15 protein-coding genes are annotated in these 12788 nt (G+C 66.7%); all 15 read left to right on the forward strand.

The genetic code is table 11. The features are described from left to right. The first annotated feature begins 2 nt into the window (after positions 1–2). The 15 genes from ISG32_RS05695 (at position 3) to ISG32_RS05765 (ending at position 12787) form a co-directional block, all read left to right on the forward strand. The gene (locus ISG32_RS05695) at positions 3–1220 is read left to right on the forward strand and encodes an SAM-dependent methyltransferase (RefSeq protein ID WP_194770036.1); all 1218 of its coding nucleotides are present in this window, start codon (positions 3–5) and stop codon (positions 1218–1220) included. Between the two features lie 29 nt (positions 1221–1249). Continuing rightward, positions 1250–1834 carry a chalcone isomerase family protein gene (locus tag ISG32_RS05700; RefSeq protein ID WP_194770037.1) on the forward strand — a complete coding sequence of 195 codons (585 nt, stop codon included), beginning with the start codon at positions 1250–1252 and terminating at the stop codon, positions 1832–1834. Continuing rightward, the gene (locus ISG32_RS05705) at positions 1831–3141 is read left to right on the forward strand and encodes an MFS transporter (protein WP_194770038.1); all 1311 of its coding nucleotides are present in this window, start codon (positions 1831–1833) and stop codon (positions 3139–3141) included. The genes ISG32_RS05700 and ISG32_RS05705 overlap by 4 nt, the downstream gene beginning before the upstream one ends. After that, positions 3138–3677: a DUF3833 domain-containing protein gene (locus ISG32_RS05710; protein WP_194770039.1), complete on the forward strand. Its 540-nt coding sequence runs from the start codon at positions 3138–3140 to the stop codon at positions 3675–3677. Before ISG32_RS05705 ends, ISG32_RS05710 begins: the two co-directional genes overlap by 4 nt. Positions 3678–3681: 4 nt before the next feature. Next, on the forward strand, positions 3682–4464 hold the full coding sequence (locus ISG32_RS05715) for an SDR family NAD(P)-dependent oxidoreductase (protein WP_194770040.1): 783 nt from the start codon (positions 3682–3684) through the stop codon (positions 4462–4464). A 2-nt stretch (positions 4465–4466) separates the two neighbouring features. Beyond that, positions 4467–4979 carry a nuclear transport factor 2 family protein gene (locus ISG32_RS05720; protein WP_194770041.1) on the forward strand — a complete coding sequence of 171 codons (513 nt, stop codon included), beginning with the start codon at positions 4467–4469 and terminating at the stop codon, positions 4977–4979. Further along, positions 4957–5646 carry a glutathione S-transferase family protein gene (locus ISG32_RS05725; RefSeq protein WP_194770042.1) on the forward strand — a complete coding sequence of 230 codons (690 nt, stop codon included), beginning with the start codon at positions 4957–4959 and terminating at the stop codon, positions 5644–5646. The genes ISG32_RS05720 and ISG32_RS05725 overlap by 23 nt, the downstream gene beginning before the upstream one ends. A gap of 17 nt (positions 5647–5663) precedes the next feature. Further along, positions 5664–7157: a cryptochrome/photolyase family protein gene (locus ISG32_RS05730; protein ID WP_194770043.1), complete on the forward strand. Its 1494-nt coding sequence runs from the start codon at positions 5664–5666 to the stop codon at positions 7155–7157. 12 nt (positions 7158–7169) lie between these two features. Further along, complete coding sequence (locus ISG32_RS05735; RefSeq protein ID WP_194770044.1) at positions 7170–8114, forward strand: LysR family transcriptional regulator; 945 nt, start codon at positions 7170–7172, stop codon at positions 8112–8114. After that, positions 8111–8389, forward strand: coding sequence for an EexN family lipoprotein (locus ISG32_RS05740; protein WP_194770045.1), 279 nt, complete (start codon positions 8111–8113; stop codon positions 8387–8389). Before ISG32_RS05735 ends, ISG32_RS05740 begins: the two co-directional genes overlap by 4 nt. 235 nt (positions 8390–8624) lie before the next feature. Continuing rightward, positions 8625–10631 (forward strand): conjugal transfer protein TraG, encoded by a 2007-nt coding sequence (locus tag ISG32_RS05745; protein ID WP_194770046.1) that lies wholly within the window; start codon positions 8625–8627, stop codon positions 10629–10631. Then, complete coding sequence (locus tag ISG32_RS05750; protein ID WP_194770047.1) at positions 10628–11089, forward strand: CopG family transcriptional regulator; 462 nt, start codon at positions 10628–10630, stop codon at positions 11087–11089. Before ISG32_RS05745 ends, ISG32_RS05750 begins: the two co-directional genes overlap by 4 nt. Then, positions 11086–12138 (forward strand): P-type conjugative transfer ATPase TrbB, encoded by a 1053-nt coding sequence (trbB, locus tag ISG32_RS05755; RefSeq protein ID WP_194770048.1) that lies wholly within the window; start codon positions 11086–11088, stop codon positions 12136–12138. Before ISG32_RS05750 ends, trbB begins: the two co-directional genes overlap by 4 nt. Next, on the forward strand, positions 12135–12518 hold the full coding sequence (locus tag ISG32_RS05760) for a TrbC/VirB2 family protein (protein ID WP_194770049.1): 384 nt from the start codon (positions 12135–12137) through the stop codon (positions 12516–12518). The genes trbB and ISG32_RS05760 overlap by 4 nt, the downstream gene beginning before the upstream one ends. Next, entirely contained in the window at positions 12515–12787 is a 273-nt protein-coding gene (locus tag ISG32_RS05765) for a VirB3 family type IV secretion system protein (protein ID WP_008786754.1), read from the forward strand. The genes ISG32_RS05760 and ISG32_RS05765 overlap by 4 nt, the downstream gene beginning before the upstream one ends. The last annotated feature ends 1 nt before the right edge of the window (position 12788 follow it).

The following is a 12788-nucleotide window of genomic DNA, read 5'->3' on the forward strand; positions in this document are numbered from 1 at the left end:
CCATGAACACCACCACTGCTTTGCCATTTCATTTGCCTGCGGGCCTGCCCGCGAATGCGCGCCACGCCCTGCGCCTGTTGCAGCGCCTTGAGCACGGCACGCTGCATCTGGAGCTGCCCGACGGCAGCGCCCTTCAACTGGGCCAGGGCGGCCAGCCGCATGCCAGCCTGCGCCTGCACGATTGGCGGGTGTTCAGCGCGGTCATGCGCTCGGGCGACATCGGCCTGGCCGAGGGCTATATCGAGCAGCACTGGAGCACGCCGCATTTGGCCGATCTGCTGCGCCTGCTGATGGCCAACCGCAACGCGCTGGAGTCGCTGGTGTACGGTGCCTGGTGGGGGCGGCTGGCCTACCGCTTGCGTCATCTGCTCAACCGCAACACGCGCACCGGCAGCCGGCGCAACATCCACGCCCACTATGACCTAGGCAACGCGTTCTATGCGCTGTGGCTGGATCAAAGCATGAATTACTCGTCGGCCTGGTTCCAGGGCGATCTGGCGGGTGATCTGACCGCCGCACAGCATGCCAAGGTGCGCCGGGCGCTGCACAGCGCCGGGGTTCAACCGGGCAGCCGCGTGCTGGAGATCGGTTGCGGCTGGGGCGCACTGGCCGAGATGGCGGCAGGCGAGTTTCAGGCCCAGGTGACGGGCGTGACCCTATCTACCGAGCAACTGGCGTTTGGCCAGCAGCGCCTGCACCAGGCCGGACTGGCAACCCAGGCTGAGCTGCGTCTGCAGGATTACCGCGACATCCAGGATGCGCCCTTTGACGCCATTTGCTCCATCGAAATGGTCGAGGCCGTGGGCCAAGCTTACTGGCCCGGTTACTTTGGCACCGTGGCGCGTTTGCTCAAACCCGGCGGGCGCGCCTGCGTGCAAAGCATCGTCATCGACGATGCGCTGTTTGAGCGCTATGTGCAGGGCACGGACTTCATACAGCAATACGTCTTCCCTGGCGGCTGCCTGCCCAGCCCGGCGCGCTTTAGCGCGGCGGCGCAGCAGGCGGGGCTGCGCGTGGTGGAGGAGCTGGCCTTCGGCACCGACTACGCCGAAACCCTGCGCCGCTGGCACTGCGCGTTCATGCAGCAGCATGCCCAGGTGCTGGCGCAGGGCTTTGATGCGAAGTTCCTGCGCACATGGGAGTTCTACCTTGCGTACTGCGAAGCCGCCTTCGACAGCCGCAGCATCGACGTGGTGCAGTTCACTCTGGTCAAAGACTGAAAAAGGGGTGCGTCTTGCGCTTGATATCCATGTCTTTGCACCTTTTTTCACCATTGAAGCGCCTTGCACTGTTTGCTGCGTTGGCCGTGGGCATGGCCGTTGCCAGCGCGGCGGCAGAGAGCGCAGAACCGCCGCCCGCCTTCATCCAGCAGGCGCTGCCCGAGGCCAGCCTGTGGGGCCACGGGCAGATGCGCTTTCTCGGGCTGCGGATCTACGACGCCCGCCTGTGGGCAGACCTGCAGTTCGAGGCGGCCGACTTCGGCGCCTACCCGCTGGCGCTGGAACTGACCTATCACCGTGCCTTCAAGGGGGCGGACATCGCCAGGCGTTCCATCGAGGAGATCAAGCGCCAGGGCGAACTGCCCCCCGCGCAGGCCGAGCTCTGGCTGAAGGCGTTGGCCGCGGTTCTGCCCGACGTGCAGGCCGGTGAGCGCCTCACGGGCCTGCACCAGCCGGGGCAGGGCATGCGCCTGTGGCGCGGCCCGCAGGCGCTGGGCTTGATCGACGATGCCGAACTGGCGCGCCGCTTCTTCGGCATTTGGCTGTCACCGCGCACGTCCGAACCTGGCCTGCGCAGCGCTCTGCTGGCGCGCAAACCAAAGGCCGGGCCATGAGCCGTACCCTGTCACTGGACGCCTCGCAGGCGCTGCCCTGGCGTGCCGGATTGGCCTACGGGCTGCTGGGCCTGCCCCTGGCCTTCGCCGCGTTGCCGCTGTATGTGGTGCTGCCGCATTACTACACCAACGATCTCGGCCTGCCGCTGGCCACTGTCGGGCCGCTGCTGTTGCTGGTGCGGCTGATGGACGCAGTGACTGATCCGCTGCTGGGGCTTTTGAGTGATCGCCTGTACCGCCGCAGCGTGCATGCGGTGCTGTGGATGGCTGGCGTCTGCGCGCTGCTGTTGGGCGGCGGCATGGCGGGGCTGTTCTTTCCTCTGGTGCAGGGGCCGACGGCGCTGGCCGCCTGGATGGTGGCGGGGCTTTTATTCACCTGCCTGGCGCACAGCCTGCTGGTCATTGGCCACCAGTCCTGGGGGGTGCGCCTGGGCGGCGACGCCGTGCAGCGCAGCCGCATCGTGGCCTGGCGCGAGGGGCCGGGGCTGCTCGGTGTGATCGCGGCCAGCGCCCTGTCGGTAGCCTGGGGAGCAGGCGCCATGCTGGCGGTGTTTGCGCTGGCACTGCTGGCGGGCTGGCTGCTGCTCTGGCAGGCACCACGTCCGTCACCGTCAAGCCAGCCGCTTGAGCCGCGCGGGCCGCGCCATCTCCCGCTTTGGCAGCCGCTGACCCAGCGGCCTTTGCAGCGGCTGCTGGCGGTGTTTTTGTGCAGCGGCATCGCCAGCGCCATCCCGGCTGCGCTGATGCTGTTTTTCGCCCAGGACCGGCTGCAGGCCACGCCGCCGCAGATTGCGCTGTTTCTGGTGCTGTATTTCGTCAGCGCCGCGCTGTCCATGCCTGTCTGGCTGCGGGTGGTGCGCCGCCTCGGATTGGAACGGTCGTGGCTGGTCGGCATGCTGCTGGCAGTGGCCTGCTTTGGCTGGGCCGCCGGGTTGCAGGGCGGGCAGGTGGTGGCCTTCGCCGTGATCTGCGTGCTGTCTGGCACGGCTCTGGGGGCCGACTTGGCGGTGCCCGGTGCGCTGCTGGCCTTGCTAATCGCGCGCCAAGGTGGGCAGGGCGTGCAAGACGGCGCCTACCTGGGCTGGTGGAACCTGGCTAGCAAGCTCAACCTGGCGCTGGCCGCCGGGGCCACGCTGCCGCTGCTGCAATGGCTGGGCTACGTGCCAGGCAGCCAGGATCCGCTGGCGCTGCAACACCTGGCATGGATGTATGCGCTGCTGCCCTGTGTGCTCAAGATCATGGCGGCCTGGCTGTTGTATCGGCTGCTGATCGCTCCTGCTAACCCAACCCAAGGAATCGCACCATGAACACCCGCCGCCATGCGTTTTTTGCCCTGCTCGCAGGTTCGGCCGTGCTCGTCGCGGGTTGCGCCAATCCGCAGGTGAGCGACTACGCCCGGCAGCAACCCACGTTGGAACTGGATCGCTATTTCAACGGCCGCATCCGCGCACACGGCATGTTTCAAAAACGCGGCGGCGAGGTGGTGCGCCGCTTCACCGTGGTGATGGACTGCCATTGGCAGGGCAACCAGGGCGTTCTGGACGAGGCGTTCACCTATTCCGACGGCACGACCGAGCGCCGGGTCTGGCGCCTGACCAAGCACGCCGATGGCCGCTACACCGGCCGCGCTGACGACGTGGTGGGCGAGGCCCAGGGGCAGACTTCGGGCAACGCCTTTCGCTGGAACTACACGCTGCGCCTGCCGGTGGACGGCACGACGTACGAGGTGCAGTTCGACGACTGGATGTTCCTGATCGACGAGCGCGTGATGCTCAACCGCGCCACCATGAGCAAGTTCGGCGTCTCGCTGGGCGAGGTGCTGCTGTCCTTCAGGAAGGAGTGACGCCGTGCCCCTCAATCCTCCCATCACCGACTGGCGTGGCCGGCGCGTCTGGCTGATCGGCGCGTCCAGCGGCATCGGGCGCGCCGTGGCCGCACTTCTGCATGCGCGTGGCGCGCAGGTGTGCGTATCGGCACGTCAGCAGGCCCGGCTCGCTGACTTCGTGCGAGAGCACCCCGGCAGCCAAGCGCTCGCGTTCGATGTGACCAACGCGCAGGCCGTCGCCAGCGCGGCGCAGCAACGGCTGGCAGACGGCCCGCTGGATCTGGTGTGCTATTGCGCCGGTCACTATCGCCCCATGTCGGCCGACGCGCTGGATTTGCCTGAGCTGTTGCAGCACCAGCGCGTCAACGTCAGCGGTGCGCTGCATGTGCTGGCTGCAGTGCTGCCCGCGCTGCTGGATGCGGCCCGCGCCGGGCGCACGCCGCACCTGAGCCTGGTTGCGAGCGTGGCTGGCTGGCGCGGCCTGCCGCAAAGCCTGGCCTACGGCCCCACCAAGGCGGCGCTGATCAATCTGGCGGAAAACCTGTTCCTTGACCTGCGCCCCAAAGGTGTGGGCGTCAGCTTGGTCAACCCCGGCTTCGTCGATACCCCGCTGACGACAAAAAACACGTTCACCATGCCGGCACTGCTCACGCCCGAGCAGGCAGCGCAGGCCATCGTGCGCGGCTGGGAGCGCGGCCGATTCGAGCTGCACTTTCCCCAGCGCTTCACCAGTGTGCTCAAGCTCATGCGCTGCCTGCCCTACCGCTGGTATTTCGCTCTCGTTCACCGCATCACCGGGCTTTGACCATGAACGCCACGCTACCCGTCCATCCTGATATCGACCCAGACACCCAGGCCGCCACGCAGCGGCTGATTGCGCTGTACGAGCAGCTCTCGCCCGCGCATCTGTCTGAGCTGGACAAGCATTATGCGCCCGACGCGCACTTCAAGGATCCCTTCAACGACGTGCGCGGCGTGCCCGCCATCAGGCAGATCTTTGCCCACATGTTCGCCACGCTGGATCAGCCGCGCTTTACCGTCACCCACCACATCGCGCAGGGCGAGCAGGCTTTCCTGGCTTGGGAATTCCGCTTTCGCATGCGCCGCTGGCGGGCAGGGGTGGAGCAATGCATCCGCGGCGCTACTCTGGTGCGCTTCGATCACCAGGGTCGGGTGGCGCTGCACCGCGACTACTGGGACGCCGCCCAGGAGCTGTACGAAAAACTGCCCGTGCTGGGCGGTCTGATGCGCTGGCTGCGCCGCGCCGCCTCGGCCACCGCCACATCCAAGGAGTCCCATGCTCACCGTCCATCACCTTGAAACCTCGCGCTCCCAGCGCATCCTCTGGCTGCTCGAAGAGTTGGCCGTGCCGTATGACCTGTGCCTCTACCGGCGCGACCCGGTAAGCCGTCTGGCACCTGCCGCGCTGAAAGAAATTCACCCGCTGGGCAAGTCGCCCGTGCTTGTCGATGGCGATACCGTGGTGGCCGAATCGGGCGCCATCATCGAATACTTGGCGGAGCGCTTTGGCGCGCATGCGCCGGCCCATCTCGCCCATCTGGAGCCGGCTCGCGGCACGCCCGAGCACCGCCTCTGCCGCTTCTGGATGCACTACGCCGAGGGTTCATTGATGAACTGGCTGCTGATGCACATGGTCTTCGACACCATCACGCGCCAGCCCATGCCGTTTTTCGTGCGCCCGATCGCCCACATTCTGTGCGGCAAGGTGCAGCAGAAACTCATTCGCCCCAATGTGAAAGCCGCCCTGACCTTCATGGATGCTCACCTGGCGCAACAGCAGTGGTTTGCGGGCGAGCACCTGAGCATGGCCGATTTCCAGATGAGCTTTGCGGTCGAAGCCGCCCTGGCGCGCAGCGGCAACGAAAGCGCATGGCCGCACCTGCTGGCCTACCGCCAGCGCATGCAAGAGCGGACAGCCTATCAGCGTGCGCTGGAAAAGGGCGGGCCGGTGCTGATGCCAGCCTGAAGCCCAAGCAAGACAAGATGACAGCCACAGCCCGTATCGCATCCCCAGCTCCCTCCAGCGCCCTGGTCTGGCTGCGCCGCGATCTTCGCTGCGACGACCACGCAGCGCTATACCACGCGCTGCGCCGCCATGCGCGGGTGTACTGCGCCTTCGTGTTCGACACCGACATCCTCGATGCGCTGCCCAGCCGCGAAGACCGGCGCGTGGCCTTCATCCACGCCAGCGTGTTGGAGCTGCACGAACGCCTTGGGCAACTGGCCGTGCGCAGCGGCGCGCCCGGCGGCGGGGTCATCGTGCGCCATGGCCCGGCGGCGCAGTGCATCGTGCAGCTTGCCCGGCAACTGGGCGTGCAGGAGGTGCTGGCCAACCGCGACTACGAACCCGAAGCCATCGCGCGCGACCGCCGCGTGGCCGACGCCCTGCGCGCGCAAGGCATCGCCTTCAGCGATTACAAGGATCAAGTGCTGCTGGAACATGACGAGGTGCTGACCCAGCAGGGCCGGCCCTACAGCGTCTTCACGCCCTACAAGCGCGCCTGGCTGCAACGGCTGGACGCCTTCCAGCTCAAGCCCTACCCGGTCGATCGCCACGCCCGCCGCCTGGCGCCGCCGCCTGCGGGCGAACGCCTGCCTGCGCTGGCCGAGCTGGGCTTTGCCCCCGGCAACCTGCACGATCTGCCCCTGCCCACGGGCATGAGCGGCGCGCAGCACCTGCTGCAAGATTTCGCGCCGCGCATGGCGGCTTACCACGAGGCACGCGATTACCCCGGCCGCAAGGGCGTGTCCTACCTGTCGGTTCACCTGCGCTTTGGCACCGTGTCCATCCGCCAGATGGCGGCGCTGGCGGCGCGGCAAGCGGCCAGCGGCTGCGAAGGGGCGCAGACCTGGCTGTCGGAGCTGGCCTGGCGCGACTTCTACTTCATGATCCTGTGGCACCACCAGCAGGTGCTCACGCAGTGCTTCAAGCCCGAATACGAGCGTGTGCAATGGGACGATGCGCCCGAGTTGTGGCAGGCCTGGTGCGAGGCGCGCACCGGCTACCCGCTGGTCGATGCCGCCATGCGCCAATTGCTGCAAACGGGCTACATGCACAACCGCCTGCGCATGGTGGTGGCGAGCTTTCTGACCAAGGATCTGGGCATCGACTGGCGCCGGGGCGAACGCTTTTTTGCCCAGCATCTGAACGACTACGACCTGGCCGCCAACAACGGCGGCTGGCAATGGGCGGCCTCCACGGGCTGTGACGCGCAGCCGTACTTCCGCATCTTCAATCCCGTCACCCAGTCGCAGCGCTTTGATCCCGGCGGCCAGTTCATCCGCCGCTACCTGCCCGAACTGGCGCGCGTGCCTGATGCGCACATCCACTTTCCCGCCGCCATGAAGCCCGCCGCGCTGGCCGCCTGCGGCCTGCGCCTGGGCGTGGACTACCCGCAGCCCGTCGTTGACCATGCGCGGGCCAGGGAGCGCACGTTGATGCGGTTTTCTCTCCTGTCAGAGAGTGACACTTCGTGAGGCCAAAGAACTATGGAATTACGACACCTCCGTTGCTTTCTAGCGGTCGCTGAAGAGCTCCACTTTGCCCGCGCGGCCGAGCGGCTGCACATCGAGCAGTCTCCGTTGTCGCGCGCCATCAAGGAACTGGAAGAAGATTTGGGTGTGGTGCTTTTCGCCCGCACCACGCGGAGCACGCGACTTACTCATGCCGGAGCATTATTTCTTGAGCATGTGCGCCGCGTGCTTAAGGCCCTGGAGCAAGCACGGGACAGCGTGAAAGCCGCCGCCAATGGCTTTCACGGGCAGTTGCGCGTGGCGCTATCCGATGGCGTCACTCCGTCACGCCTCTCTGCTTTGCTTGCACTTTGCCGGCAGGAAGAACCCGAGGTCGAAATCCGCTTCTTCGAGGTGCCGCTGTCGCAACTGCTCAAAGGGCTACAGGACGATCTGTACGACGTGGGTTTTGCCCAATCCAACGAGGTTGGCGATGGCATCGTCGCCGTGCCTGCCTGGAGCGATGCGCTGATGGTCGCGGTGCCGGCACGGCATCCGCTGCTGGCCCACAAGCGCATTCCGCTGGACGAACTGCTGCGCTATCCGCTGGTCTTGTGCGATCCACAAGTGTGCGAAGGCCATGCCAAGCACGTCGAACGGGTGCTGCGCCGTGCCGACATGGAGCCGCTGATCGCGGAGCGGGTCGCGTCCTGCGATTTGATGATGGCGCTGGTATCAGGGGGCATCGCTCTCGGCTTGACCGGCGCGGCCCATATCGCGACGAGCCGTGAACCTGGCGTGGTGGCGCGGCCGCTGGCGACACGCGTGCCGCCGCTGACCACATTTCTGCTGCGTCCAGAAGGAGGGCCGTCCGACGTGCTGGCGCGGTTCATCGAGCGCGTGCTGGCCATCGACTCGCAAGAGTCTGCCCGGCTCGTCTCGGACCTTCATCCCGATCTACCGGAGGAACCTGTGCCATGAAGAAAATCATTCCGTTCTTGCTCGCGTCCCTCTTGACTGCCTGCGGCCAGTCCGAAGCTCCACAGAAGCCCGCTGATTCCGCAACCACCATCCCGACGGTGGAGGAACTGGCTGCCAACCCCGAACGGCTCAAGGAGCTGCGGCAGCAGTGCAAGACGGATCGCCCCACGCTGGGCGACGTGCTGTGCAACCGGGTCGCCGAAGCCACGCGCAAGCGGTTCTATGGCGACGGCGAAACCCCATACACGCCGCCGAAAGAGTCGCCCAAGTTCTGATTGTTGGCGGCTCGCCGCATTACCTTCATTTTTTTGCCCGACACGCCGCAATGCGCCCGCGCTTGCGGCGTTTTTCTTTGGTGCGCTACTGCGCTAATTCTTTCTTTTTGCTCGATCTTTCTGCTCCAAACGGTCTTTGACCGGCACTGACTCGGCACCCATCCTGACGCGTGCGGCACGTTCTTGTGCCGCTTTTCCACAAGGAATCAGCGCAGGAGAAATCGGAGGCCAGGTCATGCAAGGGACGAACGTGCTGTTCGGTCAGATCGCCGTGGTATTCGGCATCGTGATCGCCGGGGTGTGGGGCGCCACACAATGGACAGCAGCAGCCCTTGGCTACCAACTACGCCTTGGCTCGCCCTGGTTCGATTTCTTCGGCACGCCGGTCTATTACCCGTGGCGACTGTTCGAGTGGTGGTTCTTCTTCGATGCCTATGCGCCCCGCATTTTTGACACCGGCGGGGCCATCGCTGGCGGCAGCGGCTTGCTGGCGGTGGTGGTCGCCATCGGCATGTCGATATGGCGCTCGCGGCAGGCACGCCTTGTCACGACCTACGGATCGGCCCGCTGGGCGAACGCGGATGACATCCGCAAGGCGGGCCTGACGCAGTCGGCCGGCGTGTTCCTCGGCCAGCACGACCGCCAGTACCTGCGCCATGAAGGGCCAGAGCATGTCCTGACGTTCGCACCCACGCGCTCGGGCAAGGGCGTCGGCCTGGTAGTGCCCACCTTGTTGAGCTGGCCGGCCTCGGCGGTCATCCACGACATCAAGGGCGAGAACTGGCAGATCACCGCCGGCTGGCGCAGCCGTTTCAGCCACTGCCTGCTGTTCAACCCGACCGATGCGAAGTCGGCGGCCTACAACCCGCTGCTGGAGGTTCGGCGCGGCGCGCATGAGGTGCGCGACGTGCAGAACATCGCGGACATTCTGGTCGATCCCGAAGGCGCGCTGGAGAAGCGCAACCATTGGGAGAAGACCAGCCACGCGCTGCTGGTCGGCGCGATCCTGCATGTCCTCTATGCGGGCGAAGACAAGACGCTGCGCGGCGTCGCCAACTTCCTCAGCGACCCGGCCAGCCCCTTCGAGCTGACCTTGCACCGGATGATGACCACGCCGCACTTGGGCGAGGGGCCGCATCCGGTCGTTGCTTCGGCGGCGCGCGAAGTGCTCAACAAGTCGGACAATGAGCGTTCCGGCGTGTTGAGCACCGCCATGTCGTTCCTTGGCCTGTACCGCGATCCCACGGTGGCCGAAGTCACATCGCGCTGCGACTGGCGCATCGCCGACCTCATTTCCGCCGAGCACCCCGTATCGCTGTACCTGGTGGTGCCACCTTCGGACATCAGTCGCACGAAGCCGCTCATCCGCTTGATCCTCAACCAGATCGGGCGACGGCTGACCGAATCGCTCGACGGCTCCGACGGCATCGAGCGCCGCCACAAGCTGCTACTGATGCTCGACGAGTTTCCGGCCCTGGGCCGGCTCGACTTCTTCGAGACGGCCTTGGCCTTCATGGCGGGCTACGGCATCCGCAGCTTTCTCATCGCGCAGTCGCTCAACCAGATCGACAAGGCGTATGGGCAGAACCACTCCATCCTCGACAACTGCCATGTGCGCGTGACGTTCGCCACCAACGACGAGCGCACCGCCAAGCGCATTTCCGAAACCTTAGGCACCGCGACCGAGTTGCGCGCACAGCGCAACTACGCGGGCCATCGGCTCGCGCCGTGGCTGGGCCACCTCATGGTGTCGCGCCAGGAGACGGCCCGCCCGCTGCTGACGCCGGGTGAAGTCATGCAGCTTCCGCCCGACGAGGCCGTGGTGATGGTGTCCAGCGTGGCCCCCATCAAGGCCACGAAGCTGCGCTACTACGCCGACGCCAATTTCAAGCGGCGCGTGCTGCCGCCGCCTGCGCTCGCCGCTGGCAACTATGCGGATGCACCGCCATCGCGCCCGGACGACTGGAGCGGGCTGGCAATCCCACCAACGCCCAATGCACCGGCCACGGCATCCGCTGATGGCCTCGAACACCTGGGCACAGCCGACGACGGCGGCCCACGGTGTCAGCCCGAACTCTCCGAAACCGTCGCCTACGACCCCGAGATGGCCCAGCCCGCAGCCGACCTCGCGCTGCTCGATGACGACGACCTGCCGCTTCCCCTTCCTCGCCAGCTTGATCCAGCCATGCAGCGCACGGCCCGGCTGGCGTCCCTCGACCCCAACGACGGAATCGAGCTATGAGCTACCGCCTGAACCTCTTTATCCAACCCGAGCACGCCCAGCGGCTCGATGAACTGGCCGCCAAGAAAGGCGTGTCCAAGTCCAGCATCGTCGCGGCGGCGCTCGTATCGTGGCTGTCGCCCGATGCCGCCGACCAGCGCGAGGCGGCCATTGCCAAGCGGCTGGACCGCTTGTCGCGCCAGGCCGAGCGCATGGAGCGCGACCAGAACATCGCCATCGAAACGCTGGCGCTGTTCATCCGCTACTACCTCACCGTCAGCACGCCAGTTCCCGAAGCGCACCAAGACGCGGCCCGTGCGCAGGGGAAAGCACGCTTCGAGCAGTTCACCGAACAGCTTGGCCGCCACCTGCTGCGCGGGCGCAGCCTGGTGCGCGACGTGGTGGAGGAACTGCACCCCGACCCGGTGCGGATGGAGGACGCAGCGGCAGCCGCCCAGGCACGGGAGCGTGCGTCATGAGCGCCGCTCCCCAATCCATGAGCGCCACATCGCTCGACCGGCGTATCCAGATGCTGCGCACGGCAATGGGGCCGCTGATCGCCACTGCGCTCGAAGACCCCGACGTGGTGGAAATCATGCTCAACCCGGATCGCACCCTTTGGGTGGATCGCCTGTCGTCGGGCCGCGCGTCGATGGGCGTGGAGATGCCGGAGGCCGATGGCGAGCGAATCATCCGCCTGGTCGCCGCCCACGTCGGCGCGGAAGTGCATCGCGGTCAGCCGCTGCTATCGGCCGAACTGCCCGAAACCGGCGAACGCTTCGAGGGCATCTTGCCGCCCGCCGCGCCGGGGCCGGCCTTCGCGCTGCGCAAGCGCGCCATCGGCGTGATCCTGCTGGAGCGGTACGTCGTGGACGGAATGATGACCGCCGCCCAGGCGGGCTTTTTGGTGCGCGCCGTGCGCGAGCGCCAGAACGTCCTGATCGCCGGGGCCACCAGCAGCGGCAAGACCACGCTCGCCAATGCCTTGCTGGCCGAAATCGCCGCCACGGGCGACCGCGTACTGGTGCTCGAAGACACGGTGGAGCTGCAATGCGCGGCCCGCGACCACGTGCCGCTGCGCACGCGCGCAGGCGTGGTGTCGATGACAGAGCTGGTGCGCTCGTCCATGCGCCTGCGGCCTGATCGCGTCGTCGTCGGTGAGGTGCGCGGCGCCGAGGCGCTGGATCTCATCAAGGTGTGGGGCACGGGCCACCCCGGCGGCATCGCCACCGTCCACGCTGGCTCCGCGCTGGGCGCGCTGCTGCGCATGGAGCAACTGATTCTCGAAGTGGCGGTGAACCCGCCGCGTGCGCTGATCGCCGAGGCGGTCAACGTGGTGATCCACATCGCCGGTCGCGGGCGCAAGCGCCGCATCGAGAGCATCGCCCGCGTCGTCGGCTTCGACGGTGTGGGCTACCGACTGGCGGACGCGCTGGAGACGCCGTTTCCCGAGCTGCCGCTATTTCCCGAGGCCGCACCCGCTGCGGCGACTTCCCCGTCCCTTGACCTCTCTGGAGAACTGCCATGACGCAGATGATCGTTCCTGCTTTCCGTTTTTCTGTAAATCCGGCTTCGCGTACTTCGCGCCTGCGCAGCCTGATCGGCCCGGCTTACCGTGGCCTGCTGCTGGCCGCGCTGCTGCTGTTCCTGGCCGGAACCGCGCAGGCCGCCGGTTCCTCGATGCCGTGGGAAGGCCCGCTGCAATCCATCCTCGAATCCATCCAGGGGCCGGTGGCGCGCATCGTGGCCGTCATCATCATCATCGCCACGGGCCTGGCGCTGGCCTTCGGCGACACGTCGGGGGGCTTCCGCAAGCTGATTCAGATCGTGTTCGGCCTGAGCATCGCCTTCGCCGCGTCCTCGTTCTTCCTGTCGTTCTTCTCGTTCTCTGGCGGAGCTGTCGTATGAGCGGCCCGGACAGCTTCGCGGCCGGGTTCGAGGTGCCTTTGCACCGCTCGCTCACCGAGCCGATCTTGCTGGGCGGCGCACCGCGCACCGTGGCGATCGCCAACGGCACGCTAGCCGCCGCCGTCGGGCTGGGCCTGCAACTGTGGATTCCGGGCGTGGTGCTCTGGATCGTCGGCCATTCGCTGGCCGTGTGGGGTGCGCGTGTCGATCCGCAGTTCATGGCCGTGTTCGCCCGGCACATCAAGCACCGCCCGCTACTGGACGTGTGAG

Source organism: Diaphorobacter caeni (genome assembly GCF_015354245.1).
Lineage (GTDB): Bacteria > Pseudomonadota > Gammaproteobacteria > Burkholderiales > Burkholderiaceae_C > Diaphorobacter_A > Diaphorobacter_A caeni.